This is a genomic window from Oceanimonas marisflavi, assembly GCF_003049725.1.
Taxonomy (GTDB): Bacteria; Pseudomonadota; Gammaproteobacteria; order Enterobacterales; family Aeromonadaceae; genus Oceanimonas; species Oceanimonas marisflavi.
The window spans coordinates 76,972-99,996 of sequence record NZ_QAGM01000011.1 but is presented as its reverse complement, the minus strand read 5'-3'; the positions used below and the strand labels follow the sequence as shown (position 1 = coordinate 99,996).

At 59.5% G+C, this 23,025-nt stretch carries 22 protein-coding genes; 15 read left to right on the top strand and 7 right to left on the bottom strand.

The window, feature by feature from the left end; translation table 11 throughout:
- The first annotated feature begins 4 nt into the window (after positions 1 to 4).
- Positions 5 to 295 (top strand): DUF1244 domain-containing protein, encoded by a 291-nt coding sequence (locus DA373_RS08985; RefSeq protein ID WP_107851979.1) that lies wholly within the window; start codon positions 5 to 7, stop codon positions 293 to 295.
- 164 nt (positions 296 to 459) lie between these two features.
- On the opposite strand, the gene purU is transcribed toward DA373_RS08985, so the two are convergent.
- From purU to DA373_RS08970, 3 genes are all read right to left on the bottom strand, one after another.
- Positions 460 to 1,296, bottom strand: coding sequence for a formyltetrahydrofolate deformylase (purU, locus tag DA373_RS08980; protein WP_107851978.1), 837 nt, complete (start codon positions 1,294 to 1,296; stop codon positions 460 to 462).
- A gap of 31 nt (positions 1,297 to 1,327) precedes the next feature.
- Positions 1,328 to 1,789, bottom strand: coding sequence for a YchJ family protein (locus DA373_RS08975; protein ID WP_107851977.1), 462 nt, complete (start codon positions 1,787 to 1,789; stop codon positions 1,328 to 1,330).
- A gap of 107 nt (positions 1,790 to 1,896) precedes the next feature.
- Positions 1,897 to 2,850, bottom strand: a complete 954-nt coding sequence (locus DA373_RS08970; protein WP_107851976.1) for an OmpA family protein — start codon at positions 2,848 to 2,850, stop codon at positions 1,897 to 1,899.
- Between the two features lie 387 nt (positions 2,851 to 3,237).
- On the opposite strand from DA373_RS08970, the gene DA373_RS08965 reads away from it, so the two are divergent.
- From DA373_RS08965 to DA373_RS08930, 8 genes are all read left to right on the top strand, one after another.
- Entirely contained in the window at positions 3,238 to 3,492 is a 255-nt protein-coding gene (locus tag DA373_RS08965) for a helix-turn-helix domain-containing protein (RefSeq protein ID WP_107851975.1), read from the top strand.
- Between the two features lie 134 nt (positions 3,493 to 3,626).
- Positions 3,627 to 4,409 carry a M48 family metallopeptidase gene (locus DA373_RS08960; protein WP_107851974.1) on the top strand — a complete coding sequence of 261 codons (783 nt, stop codon included), beginning with the start codon at positions 3,627 to 3,629 and terminating at the stop codon, positions 4,407 to 4,409.
- A complete protein-coding gene (locus tag DA373_RS08955; protein WP_107851973.1) occupies positions 4,409 to 5,338 on the top strand; it encodes an ROK family protein in 930 nt (309 codons plus the stop codon). The genes DA373_RS08960 and DA373_RS08955 overlap by 1 nt, the downstream gene beginning before the upstream one ends.
- Before the next feature lie 42 nt (positions 5,339 to 5,380).
- A complete protein-coding gene (locus DA373_RS08950; RefSeq protein WP_107851972.1) occupies positions 5,381 to 5,992 on the top strand; it encodes an FKBP-type peptidyl-prolyl cis-trans isomerase in 612 nt (203 codons plus the stop codon).
- Between the two features lie 137 nt (positions 5,993 to 6,129).
- Positions 6,130 to 6,942, top strand: coding sequence for a 4-hydroxy-tetrahydrodipicolinate reductase (gene dapB, locus DA373_RS08945; protein WP_107851971.1), 813 nt, complete (start codon positions 6,130 to 6,132; stop codon positions 6,940 to 6,942).
- A 404-nt stretch (positions 6,943 to 7,346) separates the two neighbouring features.
- On the top strand, positions 7,347 to 8,483 hold the full coding sequence (gene carA / locus DA373_RS08940) for a glutamine-hydrolyzing carbamoyl-phosphate synthase small subunit (protein ID WP_107851970.1): 1,137 nt from the start codon (positions 7,347 to 7,349) through the stop codon (positions 8,481 to 8,483).
- Positions 8,484 to 8,499: 16 nt separating this feature from the next.
- Positions 8,500 to 11,727 carry a carbamoyl-phosphate synthase large subunit gene (gene carB, locus DA373_RS08935; protein WP_107851969.1) on the top strand — a complete coding sequence of 1,076 codons (3,228 nt, stop codon included), beginning with the start codon at positions 8,500 to 8,502 and terminating at the stop codon, positions 11,725 to 11,727.
- 259 nt (positions 11,728 to 11,986) lie between these two features.
- Positions 11,987 to 12,190: a cold-shock protein gene (locus DA373_RS08930; RefSeq protein WP_019934918.1), complete on the top strand. Its 204-nt coding sequence runs from the start codon at positions 11,987 to 11,989 to the stop codon at positions 12,188 to 12,190.
- A gap of 213 nt (positions 12,191 to 12,403) precedes the next feature.
- Here the strand turns inward: DA373_RS08930 and ansA are convergent, their stop codons facing one another.
- Together ansA and sppA are read right to left on the bottom strand one after the other, a co-directional pair.
- A complete protein-coding gene (ansA, locus tag DA373_RS08925) occupies positions 12,404 to 13,423 on the bottom strand; it encodes an asparaginase (protein WP_107851968.1) in 1,020 nt (339 codons plus the stop codon).
- Positions 13,423 to 15,258 (bottom strand): signal peptide peptidase SppA, encoded by a 1,836-nt coding sequence (gene sppA / locus DA373_RS08920; RefSeq protein WP_107851967.1) that lies wholly within the window; start codon positions 15,256 to 15,258, stop codon positions 13,423 to 13,425. The genes ansA and sppA overlap by 1 nt, the downstream gene beginning before the upstream one ends.
- 198 nt (positions 15,259 to 15,456) lie before the next feature.
- Here sppA and DA373_RS08915 point away from each other — a divergent pair, with 198 nt between their 5' ends.
- Entirely contained in the window at positions 15,457 to 16,011 is a 555-nt protein-coding gene (locus DA373_RS08915; RefSeq protein WP_107851966.1) for an NAD(P)H nitroreductase, read from the top strand.
- Positions 16,012 to 16,060: 49 nt separating this feature from the next.
- Here DA373_RS08915 and mobA read toward each other — a convergent pair whose 3' ends face one another.
- Positions 16,061 to 16,648, bottom strand: coding sequence for a molybdenum cofactor guanylyltransferase MobA (gene mobA, locus DA373_RS08910; protein WP_107851965.1), 588 nt, complete (start codon positions 16,646 to 16,648; stop codon positions 16,061 to 16,063).
- 167 nt (positions 16,649 to 16,815) lie between these two features.
- Here mobA and DA373_RS08905 point away from each other — a divergent pair, with 167 nt between their 5' ends.
- The 5 genes from DA373_RS08905 to nhaA all read left to right on the top strand — a co-directional run bounded on the left by DA373_RS08905 (position 16,816) and on the right by nhaA (position 21,968).
- Entirely contained in the window at positions 16,816 to 18,024 is a 1,209-nt protein-coding gene (locus DA373_RS08905) for a CynX/NimT family MFS transporter (protein ID WP_107851964.1), read from the top strand.
- A 53-nt stretch (positions 18,025 to 18,077) separates the two neighbouring features.
- A complete protein-coding gene (locus DA373_RS08900) occupies positions 18,078 to 18,920 on the top strand; it encodes a DNA ligase (protein WP_107851963.1) in 843 nt (280 codons plus the stop codon).
- A 56-nt stretch (positions 18,921 to 18,976) separates the two neighbouring features.
- A complete protein-coding gene (locus DA373_RS08895) occupies positions 18,977 to 19,753 on the top strand; it encodes an NRDE family protein (protein ID WP_107851962.1) in 777 nt (258 codons plus the stop codon).
- 154 nt (positions 19,754 to 19,907) lie between these two features.
- Positions 19,908 to 20,591, top strand: a complete 684-nt coding sequence (gene trhA / locus DA373_RS08890) for a PAQR family membrane homeostasis protein TrhA (RefSeq protein WP_232821238.1) — start codon at positions 19,908 to 19,910, stop codon at positions 20,589 to 20,591.
- Between the two features lie 30 nt (positions 20,592 to 20,621).
- The gene (gene nhaA / locus DA373_RS08885; protein ID WP_232821237.1) at positions 20,622 to 21,968 is read left to right on the top strand and encodes a Na+/H+ antiporter NhaA; all 1,347 of its coding nucleotides are present in this window, start codon (positions 20,622 to 20,624) and stop codon (positions 21,966 to 21,968) included.
- A gap of 64 nt (positions 21,969 to 22,032) precedes the next feature.
- On the opposite strand, the gene DA373_RS08880 is transcribed toward nhaA, so the two are convergent.
- Entirely contained in the window at positions 22,033 to 22,983 is a 951-nt protein-coding gene (locus DA373_RS08880) for a LysR family transcriptional regulator (RefSeq protein WP_107851960.1), read from the bottom strand.
- Between the last annotated feature and the right edge of the window lie 42 nt (positions 22,984 to 23,025).

Genomic DNA, 23,025 nt, shown 5'->3' with positions numbered 1-23,025 from the left:
ATTCATGGACAAGCAAACCCAGACCGAACTGGAAGCCGCCGCCTTTCGCGCCCTGGTGGCCCACCTGGACAAGCGCAAGGACGTGCAGAACATCGATCTGATGAACCTGGCCGGTTTTTGTCGCAATTGCCTGAGCAAGTGGTATCTGGCCGCAGCCGAAGAGCGGGGCGTGGAAATGAACTACGATCAGGCCCGGGAGCGGGTCTACGGCATGCCCTATGGCGAGTGGAAGGATAAATACCAGCAAGAAGCGACCGCCGAACAAAAGGCCGCTTTTGAGAAAAGCCACAAATAACACAGCTGTAAGCGGTCAGCCTTAAGCTGTAAGCCGCCCGGTGTAGTCTGCAGGTACTGTTTCTACCTGCAGTCCTACGGGCGTTTGCAAGCACGGCTGAGAGCCATCCAAACGCCGCCACTTACAGCTGACAGCTTACGGCTTACAGCTCCCCCGAAGGGGGATTATTTAAACACCACGGTGCGGTTGCCGTACACAAATACCTTTTCTTCCAGCACCAGGTTGAGCGCCCGGCTCAGCACCGACTTTTCCACGTCCCGGCCGGCCCTGGCCATGTCTTCAGCAGAAAAAGCATGACTCACATGGGTCACGTCCTGTTCGATAATGGGGCCTTCGTCCAGATCGTCGGTTACGAAGTGGGCGGTGGCGCCGATCATCTTGACGCCCCGTTCATAGGCCTGGCGATAGGGGCTGGCGCCGATAAAGGCGGGCAGAAAGGAGTGGTGAATATTGATAATGCGTTGCTCATAGCGGGCCACAAAGGCCGGACTGAGAATGCGCATATATTTGGCCAGCACCACATAGTCGGGCTGGTAGCGGTCGATCACCTCGGCCAGCAGCTGCTCGTGCTCGGGGCGGTTCAGCCCGTCGTGAGACACGGTGTGCCAGGGAATGTCGAATTTTTCGGTCAGTCCCTGCAGGGTGTCGTAGTTGCCCACCACGGCGGCAATGTCGATGTTCATGGCGCCGCTGAAGTGCTTCATCAGGATATCGCCCAGGCAGTGGGCTTCCTTGGTCACCAGGATCACCCCCCGCTTGCTGCCCGCCGGCACCAGCCGGTTCTGGCCCCCATTCGGCAGTGCCTCGTCCAGATCGGCCAGCAGGGTATGATCGTTAAAACGCCCTTCCAGCTCGGTGCGCATAAAGAAGTGGCCGTTGTCGTGATCCACAAACTCGTCGTTGCGCACGATATTGAGCTGGTGTTTATAGCAGATGTTGGTGATTTTCGAGATAAGCCCGCGAGTATCGGGGCTGTGGCTCAGCAGTATTTTCCGTTCCATTTTTCTTTCTTCTGATGATGGGTAAAGAAGTTCAGCGTCGGCCGCAGCACTGTTTGTATTTTTTACCGCTGTAACAGGGACATGGCTGATTCGGGCCAATTTTGGGTGGGTTATGCTCACCGGAATGGTATACCCAGCGTCCCTGGAACCGAACAAAGCGGGAGCGTTCATGCAGCAACACCACCCGGCCGCTCTCACGGTAGCGGACTTTGAATTCCACTTCGCCCTCGCTGTCGGCGGGGGTTCCACGGGCAAAAACGATGGCCAGTCCCAGCCATTCCGTATCGAGCCCTGATTGCCGCAAGGTATCGGCGTTCAGTTCACCCAGGGTGTCGGGGTGCCAGGTGTGCACCAGATAGTCTCCCAGCCCGAGCCGGTAGGCGCTGTAGCGGGAGCGCATCAGCGCCAGGGGGGTGGGGGCCTCGAGCCGGCCTTCCAGAAAGGGCTGGCAGCAGTCGGAAAACGGCTGTTTGCTGTCACAATGGCATTGCATGAGATTGATTCGAAAAGACAAAAATGCAGTATGCCAGATAAGGGGAAGAATCGTGAAAAACAAAAACGGCCCCTGAGGGCCGTTTGTGACAGGCTTGGCAGCGTGTCTTATTCGATGATTTCGATCTGAATGCTGGCCTGGGCCTTGGCATCCACACGGCGATCGCGCTGACGCTCTTCTTCGCTCACACCCTGTGCCAGTTCTTCACCGTACCAGGCGGTCTGAATGTTTTCAGCGGCTACACCGCGCTGTACCAGGTATTCCTTGGCAGCCAGCGCACGGCGCTCGGACAGCTTGCGGTTGTATTCGGCACTGCCCAGACGGTCGGCGTAGCCGGCCAGTTCAACCTGGTGGTTCGGATTTTGCTCGGCAAAACGGGCCACTTCGTCCAGGGTGGCGCGGGCTTCAGGGGACAGGGCAGAGCTGTCAAAGGCGAAATATACAGAGCCATCGGCAGTCACGGTACGGGTTTCGTAGGTGACTTCAGGCTGCGGCTGGGGAGCGACCGGGGCAACCGGAGCGGGAGCGGCCACGCGACGGTTGGGGTGCAGTACCAGCTCCAGCATCACGTTGTTGACGTCGGTTTCAAAGCCGTTGTTGACTTCATCACCCATGTCTTCAACGCGACGATAGCGTAGCTGTACGTCCACCAGATCGCTGGCGCGGTAGGCCAGGCCCAGGCCGGCGAGGGGAGAGACACCTTCGTCACCGCTGGCAACGTCGGCATCCCAGCCCAGGGCGCCCACTTCACCGAATACGGAGAAGCGATCGCTCAGGGGCAGGCGGCCGATGGCGGACAGGTTCAGGGCCTTGGTGTCGGCGTCACCGCCAAAATTGGTGAAGCCCAGCTCGGTGCCGAAATACTGGTTGAAGTTATAACCACCGAACATGCTCACGGCTTCGGCGTCATCATCGGCGTTGGCGTCATAACGATTGAGATCTTCATAATCGGCATAACCGGCACCGGCACCCAGGTACCAGTCGTTGGCCTGTGCGCTGGCGGAAACACCGGCGGCAGCCAGTGCAATTGCGATCAGAGAAGGAGCCACTGTCTTTTTCATGTTTTTTTGTTCCTCATTTCAGATGAGTGTTTAAGCGTGCTCTGCAGCAGAATGGCCGCGTTAAAACGGTGCTGCTGAATCATGAAATGTGTTTGATGTCTGGTGGCAAACCGCCATTTCACTGATATCCGCACGGCGCCAGACTAGCGTGTTTTGCACCGGCTAACAAGACAGCAGTCAGGCGAAGTGGCTGAAGAAATTGCGTGATAAATGCCATGCAGATGTTCTGAAATGCGGCAAAATGATTTCCATGTGAGGCTTAATTTTCCATCTGGAAACATTTTTTCAACAAAAAGTGGCGTGTTCACAACGAGTCTGTTGACTGGTGTTAAACTGAACAATGTACACATACCATTGCCGTAATCTGCAAATAGGAGTAGCAAGATTATGAATCCTGATACCAGCCTGGTCGGAAAGAAAATCCGGCAAATTCGTGAGGCGATGGGGCTCAGCCGGCCCAAGTTTGCCGAATTGCTTCAGGTGCCTCCCACCACCCTCAAAAACTATGAGCTGGGCTATCGGGAGGTCGGCGGCGCCTTTCTGGTGGCCCTGTCACAGCATCCGGAGCTGCATAAATACACGCTCTGGCTATTGGCCGATACCACAGTGCCTGAAGCGGGTCAGGTCAGCCCCGAGTCATGATGGTCTGACGGCTCAGGGCCGGCCTGCGGGGTCGCCCTGCGTCCGTTTTGTGCGGTCCCCTTCCTGCATGCGTTTGCGCCCGCCTTTTTGTATGCTAATAAAGTCCTTTCTTTCATTAGTATGAGATAGTTCACATGCGTGCCATTCTACTTGCTCTGATCCTGGGCTCGCTCGCTGCCTGTACCCAGTCGCCCACCGGACGCAGCCAGGTGTTGCTGTTTTCTGAAAACGATATGCAGCGGCTGGGAGAGCAGTCCTTTTCCCAGATAAAGGAACAGGAAAATATCAGCAATGATCGCAACCTTAACCGTTACGTGCAGTGTGTGACCGACAGTCTGGTCACTGAGCTGTCTGGTGCCGGCCAGTGGGAAGTGGTGTTATTCGACTCTGAACAGGCTAACGCCTTTGCGCTGCCCGGTGGCAAGGTGGGGGTATACAGCGGCCTGCTCAAGATTGCCAATACTCAGGATCAGCTCGCTGCCGTGATTGGGCACGAGATCGCTCATGTGCTGGCCCGGCACAGTAATGAACGGGTGTCCCGTACTCAGATCACCAATATTGGCCTGAGTGCCGCCGATGCGGCACTGGGGCAGTCCGGCCTGCGTCAGCCGGCCATGGCGGCGCTGGGGTTGGGCGTACAGGTAGGGTACCTGCTGCCCTATGGCCGCGAGCAGGAAGCCGAAGCCGACCGGCTGGGGCTGCAGCTGATGGCTCAGGCGGGGTTTGACCCGCAGCAGGCGGTTACTCTGTGGCGCAACATGGCGGCGGCGGAATCCGGCCCCCAGCCGCCTGAACTGCTGTCTACCCACCCGTCTCACGGTACCCGCATTCAGGGACTGTCGGCGCTGGTGCCCGAGGCCAGTAATATCTATATGCAGGCCCGGGCTCAGGGCCGTCGTCCGGCCTGTGGCCGCTGATGGTTTACGGCTTTGATATCGGCGGCACCAAGATCGCCTTTGGCGTGTTTGATGAGGGCTTCAATGCCCTTGAGACGAGCCTGCATGCCACTCCTGTTCACAGTTATGATGCCTTTTTGGCGCTGGTGACCGGCCTGGTGCATCAGGCCGATCAGCGCCTGGGCGTTCGGGGCCGGGTAGGGATGGGCTTTCCCGGTGTGCTGGACGCCGAAGGCCGTATTCTGGCGCCCAATGTGCCGGCCATTCATGGCCGGGATCTGCTGGGAAATTTGCAGGCACGGCTGCAACGTCCGCTGTTCGGTGACAACGACGCCAACTGCTTTTTGCTGTCGGAATATCATGGCGGCGCCGTGGCCGGCAGCCGGCTGGCGCTGGGACTGACCCTGGGCACCGGGGTGGGCGGTGCCCTGATACACAAGGGTTGTCTGGTCAACAGCGGCCGTGGCGGCTGTGGTGAATTCGGCCACGGCCCCATCAGCGCGGCCCTGCTGGCGCGCCACCCCGGGCTGCCGCTGTTTGACTGTGGTTGTGGCCTGAATGCCTGTCTTGAGACCTATGTGTCCGGCACCGGTCTGGCCCGCCTGTATCGTTACTGCGGCGGCCGCGAACAAACTGGCCAGGCCATTATTGCCGCCTGGCAGCAGGGCGAAGCTGCCGCTGTCGGCTGCATGGAGCTCTATTTCGATATACTGGCTTCCGGGCTGGGTGCGCTGATCATCCAGCTCGATCCGGACGTGGTGGTGCTGGGGGGCGGCCTGGGTGAAGCGGCCTGGCTTTATGACGAGCTGGCCATGCGACTGCCGGCTTATCTGATGACCGGCATGCAGGCACCACAGGTACGCCCGCCGGTATTTGGCGGTGCCGGGGGTGTGCGGGGTGCGGCATTATTGGCCAGCCGGCCGGATTCGCCATTCAGCTCGGCGGTGTAATTTGTTAGCATTATGTTTTTACACCCAAACAAAGGGAATCTCATGTCGTCATACGAGACCGTAGAACAGAAAGCCAGCTATGGCATTGGCCGTCAGATTGGTGATCAACTGGCCCAGCAGCCGTTTGAAGGAATGGACATCGCCGCCGTACAGCAGGGTCTGGCCGACTCCCTCAACGGTGAAGAGTTCGCCGTGTCCCGGGAAGACATCAACGCCGCCTTTGGCGTGATCACCGAGCGCATGAAGGCCGAGCAGTCTGCTCAGTCCGCCAAGGCCAGGGAAGAAGAAGCCGCCTTCCTGAGTGCCAACGCCGCCCGTGACGAAGTGCAGCAGACCGAGTCCGGCCTGCAGTATGAAGTGCTGGCTGCTGGCGAAGGCGCCAAGCCTTCTGCCACAGACACCGTGCGTGTGCATTACCACGGCACCTTTGTAGACGGCTCCGTGTTCGACAGCTCCGTGCTGCGCGGCGAGCCGGCCCAGTTCCCGGTAAACGGTGTGATCAAGGGCTGGGTCGAAGCCCTGCAGCTGATGCCCGTTGGCTCCAAGTGGAAGCTGTACGTGCCTCATCACCTGGCCTACGGTGAGCAGGGTGCCGGCTCCATTCCGCCGTGCTCCACCCTGGTATTTGAAGTGGAACTGCTCGAAATCGCCTGATTCGGGTCAGTCTGAAAAAACCGGCAGCCGCCGGTTTTTTTACGGCTGCTTTTTGCCCGCTGTATTTTGCAAGCGGGATGCATTCTGGCAAACTGCGCAACATTCCCATGAACATCATTGAATAAAGGAAAGATGACATGAGCAATCCGGTTCGCATCGCCATTGCCGGCTGTAACGGGCGTATGGGCAAGGTACTGGTTGAATCCGTATCCAATACCGAGGGCGTGGTACTCACCGCTGCCATCGAACACGCCGGCTCCAGCGTGCTGGGCGCCGATGCCGGCGAGCTGGCCAATGTGGGCCGGCTGAATGTGCCGGTGACCGCCAGCCTGGAAGCCGTGATAGAGAACGTGGATGTGATCATCGACTTCACCCGCCCGGAAGCCACTCTGGCCAATATTGCCCTGGCCCGCCAGCACGGCAAGCGTCTGGTGATCGGCACCACTGGCTTCACCGACGAGCAAAAGGCCGATATTCAGGCAGCCACTGCCGACACCGCCATGGTGATGGCGTCCAACTACAGCGTGGGCGTGAACCTGGTGTTCAAGCTGCTGGAGCAGGCGGCGAAGGTGATGGGGGACTACACCGACATTGAAATTGTGGAAGCCCACCACCGCCACAAGGTGGATGCGCCGTCCGGCACCGCCCTGAGCATGGGAGAAGTGATCGCCAATACCCTGGGACGGGATCTGAAGGAATGTGCCGTCTATGGCCGGGAAGGCATTACCGGTGAGCGGGATTCAAACACCATCGGTTTTGCCACCATTCGTGCCGGCGATGTAGTGGGGGAGCACACCGCCCTGTTTGCCGACATCGGCGAACGGGTGGAGATCACCCACAAGGCTTCCAACCGGCTGACCTTTGCCAACGGCGCCGTGCGTGCCGCCGCCTGGATTGCCGCTCAGCCCGCTGGTCTGTTTGATATGCAGGACGTGCTGGGGCTGAAATAACCGCTGTTGCAGTAATATGGGGTCAGCTGAAGCTTTTCGGGCAGGGCTGACTCCTGTATTTTGCTTTTTGCATTAATTTAACCTGTTGATTTTAAATGAAATAATTGTTTAATTTTGATTAGTTAAATAACTTTATCTTAAAATTTATCCAACCCCCTGTTTTTTCTCGTTATTCCTTTCCGTTCGTTTTTCTTATGCTTTTAATATGAATTTTTATGCCGTGCGTGGTGGAATATTCGACTTTCAGTGCTTCTGCTCACGAAAAAGTTTGTCGAAAACGACACTTCCAGATAAAATACACAGAATTTGCCCAGTATTAGCCGAGATGCAGTAAAATTTTTTTGTCTGTAACTCGGGACAGCCAGGTAAATTGTTGATTTATAAGAATTAACTTGGAGGTTGTCTTGAATCACTCAGCGCTGCTCGTATTGGAAGATGGCTCGGTCTTCCGCGGCACAGCCATTGGCGCCGACGGTTGCTCCGTTGGTGAGGTGGTATTCAACACGTCGATGACGGGATACCAGGAAATCCTTACCGATCCATCCTATGCCCGCCAGATCGTCACGCTCACTTATCCTCATATAGGCAATACCGGCACTAACGCCGAAGATGAAGAATCCGACCGGGTTCACGCTCAGGGACTGATCATTCGCGATCTTCCGCTGATTGCCTCCAACTTCCGCAACCAGCGTACCCTGTCCGACTATCTCAAGGCTCACAACATAGTGGGTATTGCCGATATCGATACCCGCAAGCTGACCCGCATTCTGCGTGAAAAAGGCTCTCTGGCCGGCTGCATTCTGGCCGGAACCGACTTGAATGAAGCCAAGGCGCTGGCCGAAGCCCAGGGCTTCCCCGGCCTCAAGGGCATGGATCTGGCCAAGGTAGTGTCCACCGCCAGCCAGTATCAGTGGCGCGAAGGCAGCTGGCAGCTGGGCCTGGGCCACAGCCAGCCCACCGACGCCGAACTGCCCTACCATGTGGTGGCCTATGACTTTGGCGCCAAGCGCAACATTCTGCGCATGCTGGTGGATCGCGGCTGCCGCCTGACCGTGGTGCCGGCCGAGACCCCGGCCGCCGAGGTGCTGGCGATGAATCCGGACGGCATCTTCCTGTCCAACGGTCCCGGTGACCCCGAGCCCTGCGACTACGCCATTGAGGCCATCAAGACCTTCCTGGAAACCGACATTCCGGTGTTCGGCATCTGTCTGGGCCACCAGCTGCTGGGCCTGGCCAGCGGTGCCAAGACCGTGAAAATGGGCCACGGCCATCACGGCGCCAACCACCCGGTGAAGGATCTGGACAACAATGTGGTGATGATCACGTCACAGAACCACGGCTTCGCGGTAGACGGCGACACCCTGCCCGACAACCTGCGCGCCACCCATGTGTCGCTGTTCGACGGCACCCTGCAGGGCATGCACCGCACCGACAAGCCGGCGTTCTCCTTTCAGGGACACCCCGAGGCGAGCCCGGGTCCGCACGACGCAGCCCCGCTGTTTGACCATTTCATCGAGCTGATCAAGAAATACCGCGCATAAGGAGTAGGGTAGAGTCATGCCAAAACGTACAGACATACAGAGCATTCTGATCCTGGGCGCCGGCCCCATCGTGATCGGCCAGGCCTGTGAATTCGACTACTCCGGTGCCCAGGCCTGCAAGGCCCTGCGCGAAGAAGGCTACCGCGTCATTCTGGTGAACTCCAACCCGGCCACCATCATGACCGATCCGGAGATGGCCGACGCCACCTACATCGAGCCCATCGACTGGCAGGTAGTGCGCAAAATCATCGAGAAGGAGCGCCCGGATGCGGTGCTGCCCACCATGGGTGGCCAGACCGCGCTGAACTGTGCCCTGGAGCTGGAAAAGCACGGTGTGCTGGCCGAGTTCGGTGTGGAAATGATCGGCGCCACCGCCGACGCCATCGACAAGGCCGAAGATCGTCATCGTTTCGACCAGGCCATGAAGAGCATCGGCCTGGAATGCCCCCGCGCCGGCATCGCCCACAACATGGACGAAGCCTACGGCGTGCTGAATGAAGTGGGTTTTCCCTGCATCATTCGCCCGTCCTTCACCATGGGCGGCACCGGCGGCGGCATCGCCTACAACCGGGAAGAATTTGAAGAAATTTGTACCCGCGGTCTGGATCTGTCTCCCACCAACGAGCTGCTCATCGACGAGTCACTGATCGGCTGGAAAGAGTACGAGATGGAAGTGGTGCGGGATCGCAACGACAACTGCATCATCGTCTGCGCCATCGAAAACTTTGACGCCATGGGCGTGCATACCGGTGACTCCATTACCGTGGCGCCGGCCCAGACCCTGACCGACAAGGAATACCAGCTGATGCGCAACGCCTCCATGGCGGTGCTGCGTGAAATCGGCGTGGAAACCGGCGGCTCCAACGTGCAGTTTGGCGTGAACCCCAAAGACGGCCGCATGGTCATCATCGAGATGAACCCCCGCGTGTCCCGTTCTTCCGCCCTGGCGTCCAAGGCCACCGGCTTCCCCATCGCCAAGGTGGCGGCCAAGCTGGCCATCGGTTACACCCTGGACGAACTGCAGAACGACATCACCGGCGGTCTGACCCCGGCGTCCTTTGAGCCGGCCATCGACTATGTTGTGACCAAGATTCCGCGCTTCAACTTTGAGAAGTTCGCCGGCTCCAACGACCGTCTGACCACCCAGATGAAGTCCGTGGGTGAAGTCATGGCCATCGGCCGCAACTTCCAGGAATCGGTACAGAAGGCCCTGCGCGGCCTGGAAACCGGCATGAGCGGTTTCGATCCGGTTGTTGACCTGAACGACACCGAAAGCCTGGCCCGCATTCGTCACGAGCTGCAGGATCCGGGTGCCGAGCGTATCTGGTACATCGCCGATGCCTTCCGCGCCGGCATGTCCGTGGACGGCGTGTTCAAGCTGACCAACGTGGACCGTTGGTTCCTGGTGCAGATTGAAGAGCTGGTGAAGCTGGAAGAGCAGGTGAAGGAAGCCGGCATGGCCGGACTGACGCCCGAGCTGCTGCGCGCGCTCAAGCGCAAGGGCTTTGCCGATGCCCGTCTGGGCAAGCTGCTGGGTGTGAGCGAAAATGAGGTGCGCAAGCTGCGTCACCGTCACGAAATCTTCCCGGTGTACAAGCGGGTGGATACCTGTGCCGCCGAGTTTGCCACCAACACCGCCTACATGTACTCCAGCTACGACGAAGAGTGCGAGGCCAACCCGTCCGACAAGGACAAGATCATCGTACTGGGTGGCGGCCCCAACCGTATCGGTCAGGGCATCGAATTCGACTACTGCTGCGTGCACGCCTCACTGGCCCTGCGCGAAGACGGTTACGAGACCATCATGGTCAACTGTAACCCCGAGACCGTGTCTACCGACTACGACACCTCCGACCGCCTCTACTTTGAGCCGGTCACCCTGGAAGACGTGCTGGAAATCGTGCGGGTCGAGCAGCCCAAGGGCGTGATCGTACAGTACGGCGGCCAGACCCCGCTGAAACTGGCCCGCGCCCTGGAAGCGGCCGGTGTGCCCATTATCGGCACCAGCCCCGACGCCATTGACCGCGCCGAAGACCGCGAGCGTTTCCAGCAGGCGGTTGACCGTCTGGGCCTGAAACAGCCCCAGAACGCCACCGTGACCGCCCTGGATCAGGCCGTGAACCTGGCCGTGGACATCGGTTACCCGCTGGTGGTGCGTCCGTCCTACGTACTGGGCGGCCGGGCCATGGAAATCGTTTACGACGAGCAGGATCTGCGCCGTTACTTCAACGAAGCGGTGAGTGTGTCCAACGAGTCACCGGTACTGCTGGATCGCTTCCTGGACGACGCCACTGAGGTGGACATCGACGCCATCTGCGACGGCAAGGACGTGGTGATTGGCGGCATCATGGAGCACATCGAGCAGGCCGGCGTTCACTCCGGTGACTCCGGTTGCTCGCTGCCGCCCTACACCCTGAGCCAGTCCATTCAGGACGAGATGCGCGAGCAGGTGCGCAAGCTGGCCCTGGAGCTGGGTGTGGTCGGTCTGATGAACGTACAGTTCGCGGTGAAGGGCAACGATATTTACCTCATCGAGGTAAACCCCCGTGCCGCCCGTACCGTGCCCTTCGTGTCCAAGGCCACCGGTGTGCCCCTGGCCAAGGTGGCGGCCCGCGCCATGGCCGGCAAGTCCCTTGCCGAGCAGGGTGTGACCGAGGAAATCATTCCGCCTTACTACTCCGTGAAGGAAGTGGTGCTGCCGTTCAACAAGTTCCCCGGTGTTGATCCGCTGCTGGGCCCTGAAATGCGCTCTACCGGTGAGGTGATGGGCGTGGGTGAAACCTTTGCCGAAGCCTTTGGCAAGGCCCACCTGGGCGCTGGCAAGGCGGTACCGAAGGAAGGCCGTGCCCTGCTGTCCGTGCGTCACAGTGACAAGCAGCGGGTGGTTGACCTGGCCGCCAGCCTGATTGAGGCCGGTTACCAGATCGACGCCACTCACGGCACCGCCGTGGTACTGGGTGAAGCCAACATCAACCCGCGTCTGGTGAACAAGGTACACGAAGGTCGCCCGCACATTCTTGATCGCATCAAGAACAACGAGTACACCTACATCGTGAACACCGCCGAGGGCCGTCAGGCCATCGAGGACTCCCGTCAGCTGCGCCGCGGTGCCCTGGCTCAGAAGCTGTCGTACACCACGACCCTGAACGGTGCCTTTGCCACCGTGATGGCCATGGCTCACGACGCCACCGAGTCGGTGATTTCCGTTCAGGAAATGCACGCCCGGGTAGCCAGCGGCAAGTAAGCCCAGGGCTCACTCTGATGAAAAAGGCACCTGCGGGTGCCTTTCTTCATTCTGTTCAAAATTTATTCATCTTTTTTTACGATATTGTTTGACGGCACCCCCCCACTGCCGTAGAGTGCACCTCAGCAAGATTCTCAAGTCAGCGCAGCATCAGTACATTGTTGGTCCTTACGGTTCTACAGTCACCACGCTTCCCTTATTTGATTTATTGCGGTTCCGGGCAATTGCCCATTCATATGTTTAAAAAAGGTAAGTATACATGGCTACTGGCACTGTAAAATGGTTCAACGAGTCCAAAGGTTTTGGTTTTATCACTCCCGCTGACGGTGGCAAGGATCTGTTTGCCCACTTCTCCGAGATCGTTGGCAGCGGTTTTAAAACCCTGGCCGAAGGTCAGCAGGTATCCTACACCCCGGCCGAGGGTGCCAAGGGTCCTCAGGCTTCTCAGATTCAGGTTCTGTAATCATTTTCTGAATGATTTAAAACCTTAAAAAACCCGCTTCGGCGGGTTTTTTGCGTTGTGGGTGTCGTTAATCATGCACTCATTTCGTACCTGAGCTGTAGGCGCCGCTTTAGCCGGCGCAAATCTGCAGACGACTGTGTCTTCAAGGCCTGTTGCACAGGCCCTGCCAACTAAAGTGGCAGCTACCGCATAACCTTTTACATGTAATTGGCCTTAGCTGGCAGAGGATGTCAGCTCTCCCCGCAAGCTTTGCCCCATCAATAACCGTATTTCGTTGGGGGGCAGGTTCTTGCTCAGCAGATAATGCAGCTTGGTCAGGGCCGCTTCCGTGGTCATGTCATAGCCCGAAATAACCCCGGCATCGGCCAGGGCCTTGCCGGTGGCATAGCCTTCCATGTTGACCGAGCCGCGCCGGCACTGAGTGAGGTTAACAATGATCACGCCCCGGGCCGAGGCCTCGGCCAGCAGGGTCAGCATGGCCTCGTTCTGAGGCGCATTACCCACACCGTAAGACAGCAGCAGCAGGGCTTTTACCGGCTGACGCAGCAGGTTGGCGATCACCTCCGGGCTGATGCCCGGATACAGCATGACCACGCCGACAGGCTGGGGCGTGATGGGGCTGACAGTCAGGGTTTTGCCACTGGGCTGGCTCAGCTTGCCGGCCTCAAGGCTGATATGAATACCGGCATTGAGCAGGGGCGGAAAGTTGGGCGAATCAAAGGCGTTAAAACCGTCGGCGTGCACCTTGCTGGCCCGGTTGCCGCGATAGAGCCGGTTGTTGAAAAACAGACCGACTTCGTGAATGGGATACTCGGCGGCGATATAGAGGGCATTAAGCAGGTTGGTGCGGCCGTCGGAGCGCAGCTCCACCAACGGTATCTGGGAGCCGGTGACGATCACCGGTTTGTCGAGATCTTCCAGCATGAACGACAGCGCCGAGGCGGTAAAAGCCATGGTGTCGGTGCCATGCAGCACCACAAAACCGTCGTAATCGTGGTAATGGGCGCGAATGTCGTCGGCAATGCGCTGCCAGTCTGCAGGGGTCATGTCGGACGAATCGATCAGCGGATCATATTCACTGATATGGTAGGCCGGCATTTCCGGGCGGTGCAGCTCCGGGGTGGCGGCCAGGCTGTCGGTCATAAAGCCTGCCAGAGGCACATAGCCCTTGGCGGATTTCTGCATGCCGATGGTACCCCCGGTGTAGGCGATATAGATTTTTTTGCGGCTCATTAAAACTCCTGGCATTCCACGCACAGTACATACTGGCCGCGAATGTCGTTAAAACGGGACAGGGCATCCAGCTCGCGGCCCAGCTGTTCGCCGGCCGGTTGCAAGGCCTCGGGAAGGCTGGCCTGGAGCAGAGCCCGAGCGTCGATATTGGACTCCAGCAGCTGCTCCATCAGCAAATCCTTGGGTGAACGGGGCAGCAGCACCTTTTTTACCCGGTATTCGGCCAGCCCGGCCAGTTCGGCGGCACCGGCCAGGGCATCGTCCAGATAGCCGAGTTCATCCACCAGCCCCAGCGCCTGGGCGTCGGTACCGGTCCATACATGCCCCTGAGCGGCGGCTTCCACCTGCTCGGGCTTGAGTTCACGGCCATTGGCCACCAGGGTCACGAACTGATCATAAGTGTGTTCAACCCCCAATTGAATCAGTTCCCGGGCATGTTCGGGCAGGCCGGTGGTCAGCCCGGCGCCGACAAAATCGGTGGTGCCGACGCCATCGGTGTTCAGGCCGAGTTTGGCCAGGGCGTCTTCAAAGGTGAGAAACAGCCCAAAGACGCCGATGGAGCCGGTGAGGGTGGTGGGGGCGGCGTAGATTTTGTCGGCATCGGCGGCAATCCAGTAACCGCCGGAGGCGGCGGTGCTGCCCATGGACACCACCAGCGGCTTGCCGCTCTCCTTGAAGCGCAGCAGGGCGGCACGGATCTGCTCGGCGGCAAAGGCACTGCCACCGGGACTGTCAATACGCAGCACCAGGGCGTTGAGATCATTGTCGCGCCGGGCCTGGTCGATAAGCCGTGCCAAGCGTTCGTCGCTGATGGTGTTGGGTGCTGGCTCGCCGCTCATGATGGCGCCGCTGGCGGTGATCAGGCCCACCGCCGGGGCCGTGCTGTCGTCCTGAGAGCGGTGTGCCAGATAACGGGGCACACTCAGGCTCTGGTAACTGCCGGCGCTGTGGTTCCAGCCCACCTGTTCGCCAATGTGGCGCAGCATATCGTGACGGGTTGCCAGCTTGTCTACCAGACCCTGCTCCAGGGCATAGCGGGCCGGATCGCCGCCCACGGCACGAAACCGGCTCAGCAGCAGCTCCTTGCCCGGGCTGATGTGATCGGCGGGAATATTGCGCAACGTGCTGATATTGTCCTGATAATGCTGCCACAGCTGGCCCAGCCAGCGCAGGGCGTCTTCCCGGCTTTCATCGGACATGTCGTCTCGCAGATAGGGCTCCACAAAGGATTTGTAGGTGCCTACCCGGAACACATGGGGCGTGATGTCAAAGCGCTCAAAGGCCGACTTGTAGTGCAGCCGGTAGACCCCCATCCCCTGAATGGTGACGGCCCCGGCGGGGTTCAGCCAGACTTCATCGGCATGGGCGGCCAGATAATACTGGCCCTGAGTGTAGTAATCGCCAATGGCATAAACCGGTTTTCCCGAGGTTTTGAAGGCCTCAAGGGCGGCGCCGACTTCATCCAGCCGGGTGAGGCTGGATTCGGTCATGTTCTGCAGCCTGAGCACCACCACCTTGATGCGATCATCGTGCCGGGCTGCGGCCAGGGCCTCCTTGATCTGCCCCAGAGTGAGGGGGGGAGGAGTATTGTCTCCGGACAGCCATTTGTTGAGCAGGCGGCGCGGGCCGGTCTGGGCGTCCTGCTCCAGTACCGGGCCGTTAATGTCCAGGGTGAGGGCGGCGGTGGCGGGCAGAACGGGCGCTTCCTTTTCGCCAAAGAACAGAATAAACAGGGAAATCAGGGCCAGCAGGAAAAACAGGTTTACAAGCAAGGTGCGAAGAAGAGTCAGCACCCGGCCAAGAGTGCGAAACAACCATTTGATGGCAGACCACATAGCAGCGCCTTGAAATAAAAGAGGGTCGAATTGCTCCATTATGACGTGAGGCCGCTGACATTGCCACGGATAGCCCCGGCAACTGAAGGCTGCCTCACGAAACCCGAAGAAAAAGTCTGTTGGGTATGCCATGGCAGAAGGCTTTATGCCCCGGGCGGGGGCTGGTAAGGTAGCGCGGTCTCAAAACAGGAGAAAAAAATGGACGCACTGGAACTGTTACTGAACCGCCATTCCAACCCCCGTCTGGTGGCGCCGGCCCCTGCCGGCGAGCAGCTGGACACCCTGTTCCGCGCCGCCCTGCGCGCCCCGGATCATGCCGCGCTGATGCCCTGGGAATTTATCGTGTTTGAAGGCGAGCAGCGCCGGGCCCTGGGGGGTGTGCTGGCTGCCGCCGCCGAGGCGAAGGGGGAAAGCGAAGACGCCATCGACAAGGCCCGCAATGCGCCGCTGCGGGCTCCCATGGTGATTACCGTGGTGGCCAAGGTAAAGGAGCACGACAAGGTGCCGCGTCTGGAGCAGGAACTGTCCGCCGGCTGCGCCCTGATGGCCATGCAGATGGCGGCACAGACCATGGGCTTCAACGGCATCTGGCGTACCGGCTGGTTTGCCTTTGACCGGGGCGTGCACCGGGATCTGGGGCTGGAAGAGCAGGATCAGATCGTCGGATTTTTGTATCTGGGCACCCCGGAAGTGGAAGTACGCAAGCTGCCCGAGCGTGACCCGGCCCGGTTTGTGCGCTATTTCGGCCGTTAAACAATAAAAGGGGTGAAGTCATTTAAATAAAATGACTCCGACCCCTTTTTTACGCTCCGCGCCCTTCCAGCTCAATCAGCGCTTCGGGGGTATTCAGGTTACAAAAGGCACTGGCCTGATCGCTGAAGTCTACCGGCACCAGCTGGTGTCGCTCATACCACAGCTGCAGTTTGCGATCCCCGCCATCCAGATAATTGCACAGGGATGGCAGCAGCGACTGGTGCATCAGGGCGGTGGCGGCGTGAAGCTGATGGCCGTCATCCACCACGGCGATCTGATCGTGGCGGTGTACGGCAGCGCATAACCGCACAGCCAGATCGGCGGGCACCAGCGGGCTGTCGCAGGGCACGAACAGCACCCACTCGCTGGGAGCATGAGTCAACCCGGCCTCAAACCCCGCCAGCGGACCGGCAAAATGATATTCATCGTCGGGAATCACCGTGGCCAGCTTCCGGTAATGTTCCAGGTTGCGGTTGGCATTGATCAGCACCCGGCCCACCTGAGGTTCAAGCCGCTCCAGCACATGGCTGACCAGAGGACGGCCCCACAGGGGCAGCAGTCCCTTGTCGGCACCCTGCATGCGCAGCCCCCGGCCACCGGCCAGAATGACGGCGGTAATGTCTTTCGGATCCAGCATGGCCTCTTCCGTTTCAATGATTTCTTTATGTATTTTAACTCTTTATAGCATGCCCCGGGAGAGGGGGTGGTCACACTACCGGGGTTTTTAATTGCTTGAGCCGCCCCGTTTTCCCTCCTAACATGGCTGGCCGGTACGCCCTTTCATAACAACAAGGTATAACAATAATGAGCACGCAACCTGATGTGGACGATCCGTTTTTCGGTCGTCCCTTTGTCTCCTTTCTGGCGGTGGTGGCCCTGCTGCTGGCCGCCGCCAACCTGCGCGGCGGCCTGGTGGTGGTGGGGCCGCTGGTGGAGCAGATCCGCGCCGGCCTGAATATCAGCGCCAGTGCCTTCAGCCTGCTGACCACACTGCCGCTGATCTGTTTCGGGATTATTTCCCTGTGCGTGCCGGCCTTGTCCCGGCGCTGGTCACCCCAGGTGCTGGCCATTGCCGGTCTGCTGGTAATAAGTTTCGGCGTGCTGCTGCGGCTGGCAGACGATTACGCCGTGGTGTTGCTGGGCACCCTGCTGCTGGGCGCGGCCATTGCCCTGCTCAATGTGCTTATTCCCGGGCTGGTGAAGGCGTTTTTTCCCCGCAGGGTGGGGCTGATGACCGGCCTTTATTCGGTCACCCTCAGCACCGGTGCCGGTCTGGGCGTGTATCTGGCGGTGCCCTTGCTGGAGCGGTTTGGTCACTGGCATTACCCGGTCGCCTTGTGGGCGGTACTGCCGCTGGTGTGCGTGCTGTTCTGGCTGCCCATGCTGAAGGTGAAGAGTGTCGGGCGCCCGTCCCATCCGGTCAGGGTGAGCCTGTGGCGGGATAAAACCGCCTGGGCCATTACCTTTTATATGGGGCTGCAGTCGTTTTACTTTTATTCCATGGCCACCTGGCTGCCCAAAATACTGCTGGAAAGCGGCCTGGATGCCCACCATGCCGGCACCGCCACGGCGCTGATCAACCTGGTCAGTATTCCGTTCAACTTTGTGGTGCCCATACTGGCGGCGCGCATGGCCAGTCAGCACCGGCTGGTGCTGGGCATCTTCCTTGCCTCCTTTGCCGGTCTGGCCGGGCTCTGGTGGCAACCGGCCACGGCTCCCTTATTGTGGGCCTCGCTGATCGGGGTGGGGTGTGGTGGTGCGCTCAGCCTGGCGTTGTCGTTTTTTGTGTTGCGGGCCACCAATACCGCCCAGGCCACGGCGCTGTCGGCCATGGCCCAGAGCATCGGTTACCTGCTGGCGGCCACCGGGCCGGCGGCGCTGGGCGTGATACGGGATCTTGAAGGCGCCTGGCAGGGGGCCCTGCTGCTGATGATGGCCCTGCAATTGCTGCAGTTCGGCTGTGGCTGGGTGGCGTCCCGGCCGGTTAATGTGGTGCCCGATCGGGATAAATAACGGCTTTTGTTGTGGGCGGCTAGACTTTGCCGGACAACAACAAGGAGCACGTTATGAAACACTTTCCGCTGGTATTACCACTGCTGTGGCCGGGATTAATAGTACCGGCCCTGGCCGAGGCCCCGCCGCTGCAGCTGGCGGCGGAGTATGCCCCTCATCACAACCCGGTTGATTACCTGGTGAGCGAAAAGCTCGACGGCGTGCGGGCATACTGGAACGGCCGCCAACTGGTGTCGCGCAGCGGCCATGTTTTTGCTGCACCCGGCTGGTTTATGGCGGACTTTCCCGACACACCCCTCGATGGTGAGCTGTGGATCGGTCGCGGCCGGTTTGCCGAGCTGTCGGCGGCGGTGCGCCGTTTTGAACCTGTGGAGGAGGAATGGCGTGAGATTCGTTTTATGGTGTTTGACTCACCGGCAAGCGATCTGCCCTTTGAGCAGCGGGCGGCACACCTGGGGCGTTTGCTGGCAGCACTGAAGGTACCCTGGCTGCAATGGGTGGAACAGCGTGAGGTGGCCGATGCCGCCGCCCTGGCGGCCTTGCTGGATGAAATAACGGATCAGGGTGGTGAAGGCCTGATGTTGCGCCATCGGCACAGCCGCTATGCAGCCGAGCGTAATCAGGAGTTGCTGAAACTCAAACAGTTTCAGGATGCCGAGGCCACCGTGCTGGCGCAGCTGCCGGGGCAGGGAAAATATGCCGGCATGATGGGATCCCTGCTGGTGGAAACGGAAGATGGCCGGCGCTTTAAACTGGGTACCGGCTTCACCGATGTGCAACGGCGCAACCCGCCGGCGCCGGGTACTGTGGTGACGTACCGCTACCGTGGCGAGACCGCCACCGGGCTGCCCCGTTTTGCCAGCTTCTGGCGGGTGCGCGAACCGCTGAATCCATAGGCCGGAGCCCGGTCCGGGCCAGTTAAATTCGATGTAAATGTAAAGGGGTAACCGTTTTGTGTTTAATTGCCTTTGACTGGCAACCGGCCGATGGCCGCCTGTTGCTGCTGGCCAACCGGGATGAATTCCATGCCCGGCCCACGGATCCCGCCGGCTGGTGGCCGGAATATCCCGGGCTCTGGGCCGGCCGGGATCGGCAGGCGGGCGGCACCTGGTTGGGCATTACTCAGGCCGGCCGTTTTGCCGCGCTTACCAATTTTCGGGAAGGCGCGCCCCAGGCCGGCAAGCGCAGCCGGGGCGAGCTGGTCACCGGGTTTCTCACCGGCGAGTCATCTCCCCATCACTACCTGCAACAAGTTTTGGCCAGGGGAGAAGAGTACGCCGGTTTTAACCTGCTGGCAGGAGACTTGCTCACCGGCGAGCTGCACTATGGCGGCAACCGCCCTGGCGCTGAGCCCCGCGCCTTGCCGGCCGGTCTTTACGGACTCTCCAACGGCTTGCTCAATACCCCTTGGCCCAAGACGGTGCGGCTGAAACGCGGCCTGGCCACGCTGTCCGCCGGCGATGAAGGCGCCGCCATGGCCTTGCTGAGCGACGCCACGCGAGCTCCCGACGGCGCCCTGCCCGATACCGGCATTCCCTTTGAGCTGGAGCGCCGGCTGTCGTCGATTTTTATTACCGGCGACGATTACGGCACCCGGGCCCAGACGGTGCTGAGTATGGAGCAGGGCCGGGTGAGAATTCTGGAGCAGGGGCGGGGGCCACAGGGCCGCTTGCTGCACCGCCGGCAGGCCAAGTGGCAGCTGGATATCCAGAGCTCTGCCAAATGCTAACGACAACGATTTTTTTGGCTCTTGCTCAGGTCTCGGCTGCCGTGTTGTTCTGACAACAGATGGCGTATTAATAGGCAATGTTCAGGTCTGCCACTATGCTGAACAAAGCCGGTTTGATTTTCCTTGGCACTCAACCTCGTTTGAGACGACCATTTTGCCGGTCGCGCTGACAGGCAACCATATGCGTTCATTTGACTCCAGGCTATCGCGCGAGCAGTCGCGCGGTGAAGAACTTGCAAATGGCATCAGTCATGGCCTGGCGTTGGTTGCCATGGCGATCGGCACCCCCTGGCTGATTATAAACAAGGTGCGTTACGGCACGGCGGCCGATGTGGCGGGTGCCAGTGTCTTTGCTACAACGGCCATGTTGCTGTATTTCTCCTCGGCGCTTTATCACCTGCTCTGGCCCGGCGGTCTCAAGCGGCTGTGCCGGCGTATTGAGCATGCCGCGATTTTTTTGCTTATTGCCGGTACTTACACCCCATTTACCCTGGGCGTGCTCAGTGGCGCCTGGGGATGGACCCTGTTCGGGTTGATTTGGGGGATGGCGGCTGCCGGCATTGTGTTGAATATTGTGGCGAGACGTCCTCATCCGGTGGTGGCTACCGGCCTTTATCTGGTTATGGGCTGGCTGATTGTGCTGGCTGCCGGACCCTTGTTGTCTGTTTTGCCCATGCCGGGACTGCTGTGGCTGGCGGGAGGCGGGTTGCTCTACACCCTGGGCGTGGTGTTTTTTGCAACCGATTCAAAGCTGCGCTTCGGCCACTTCATCTGGCACCTCTTTGTGATGGGAGGCACTGTTTGCCATTACTTTGCGGTGCTCTGGTATGCAAGCTGAGCGCACCATGCCTCCTATACGGGAAATTCCATGATGAACACGGACCCGACAGTTCCTTCCAATACCACCCGATTGCCAAAAGCACTGGTCGAGCGGCTGACAAATCCCTTTGTACGTTTTGTTCAGGTTGAGACAACGGCCGGAGCCATGCTGCTGCTGTTTACCCTTGCGGCACTGGCGGTGTCCAACTCACCCTGGGCGATGTCTTTTGAACATTTCTGGGAGCTGCCGGCAGGCTTGAGTGCCGGACCAATGGTGTTGGTCCGCTCCCTGCGTGAGTGGATTAATGATGGTCTGATGACGCTGTTCTTTTTTCTGGTTGCGCTGGAGCTAAAGCGGGAGTGGGTGCTTGGGGAATTGAGTCGGCCACGAGTGGCGGCCTTGTCCATTGCTGCCGCTTTGGGGGGGATGCTGGTTCCGGCTGCCATTTACCTGCTGTTGCAATATGCTCAGCCCGGCCAGCCAGGCTGGGGGACCGTTATGGCGACCGATACGGCGTTTGTGATCGGTTGCCTGGCCCTGCTGGGATCGCGTATACCTCAAAGCCTGCGCATGTTTCTGTTGTCTTTGGCGATAGTGGACGACATTGGCGCCATTCTGATCGTGGCCATCGGTTACAGCACTGACATCGCCTGGCCACTTCTGATCGTCGCCGGGCTGGGGCTGGCTGTGGTCGGAGGGATGTCGAGAATGGGGATTCGTGGTTTTGCACTCTATATTCTGATGGGTGTCCTGATTTGGCTCGTGGTGGATGCCTCCGGAGTGCATGCCACCATAACCGGAGTCATATTGGGTCTGATGACGCCTGCGCGCCGGTGGGTCAGTGACACTCGTTTGTACGCGATTCTAAATCAGGTGGTGGCACATCCCGCTGGTCGAGAAGGCAACAGCGGGCATACCGAGGACAGGGAGACCCTGAAAATGGCGGAAATAGCGGCTCGTGAAACGCTATCGCCGGTAGAGCGGCTTGAAATGGCGCTGCACCCCTGGGTGGGGTTCGTCATTATGCCCCTTTTTGCTTTTGCCAACGCCGGAGTGACATTGTCGTTCAATCATTTGGGAGGGCCGGTCACGTTGGCGGTGTTTATGGGGTTTGTGCTTGGTAAACCGGTTGGCATTTTATTGTTCAGCTGGCTGGCGCTGCGGCTGCATATTGCCATTCTGCCACCCGGACTCAGCTGGCCTCTGTTGGCTGGCGGCGGTCTGCTCGCCGGGATCGGCTTTACCATGGCGTTGTTTATCGCAGACATGGCGTTTGATGATAGTCTGCTCGATGCGGCCAAAACGGGAATATTTCTTGCCTCCGTGTTTTCCGCCCTGGCGGGATTGATGGTCTTGAGCTGGCGGCCGGTTCAGAGCCCGCCTGCTAATGGGTAATCGCATTGATAATCTGTTTATTACTGTCAGGTGAGCCTGACCGTTCAATGGTGCTTATTACAAGTTACAAGGAACGATCAAGGTGTGCCAGCAGGGCGGCCAGATCGTTGTGAATGTAGCGCTCGTCCACGCAGCGGGCGAGATGGTCGTTGACAAAATGCACAAAGTTGGCGGCGGGGTAGGGCAAGCGTCGGTTGCCGTGGCACACCAGATACCAGTGGCTGGTGAGCGGAAACTCCGGCAATGCCGGGCGGCCCAGCCGGTGCTGGCCTTCCGCCAGGGTGTGCTCCGACAGTACCGCCAGCCCCAGGCCCTGCTCCACACTCATGCGAATGACTTCGTTGCTTTCTATCTGCATTACCCGCTTCAGCTGCAGATTGTGGCTGCGCAGCCATTCCTCGAATACCAGCCGGGTGGCGCTACCCGGTTCCCGTAGCAGAAAACGTTCGTTCAGCAGGGCGCCAAAGCTGGCCGGCGGGTTTTTTACCGCCCAGTGGTCCGGAGGGGTGATCAGCACCAGCGGGTTGTGAATAAAACGCCCGCTCAGGGTGTGCTCGCCGGCGGGAGGATGGCTGAACAAATACAGATCGTCCTGCTGATGGCGATGGCGCTCCAGAATATAGCCCCGGTTGCCCACGCTGATGGACACTTCCACCCCCGGAAACTGGCGATTAAAGGGCCCCAGCAGCCGGGGCAGAATATACTTGGCGGTGGTCACCACACCAATGCTGAAGCTGCCTCGGGTGCCCTGGCGGGCATCCTGCAGAAAACCGCCGAAATCCTCAAAGCGGGACAGGGCGTCGAGGGCGGCATGGTAGAGCTCGGTGCCGATAAAGGTGGGTTTCATCTGGTTATCGAGCAGTGGTTCGCCCACCGCCTCGGCCAGGCGTTTGAGCTGCTGGGAAACAGTAGGCTGGGTCAGATGCAACTGGGCGGCGGCCCGGGACACGGATCCCAGCCGCACCACGGCCACATATACCTGCAGCAGGCGGAAGGTCAGGTGGCGTACATTCATGGACAATTATCTATATATAGCTTAAATAACATTTATTGGTAA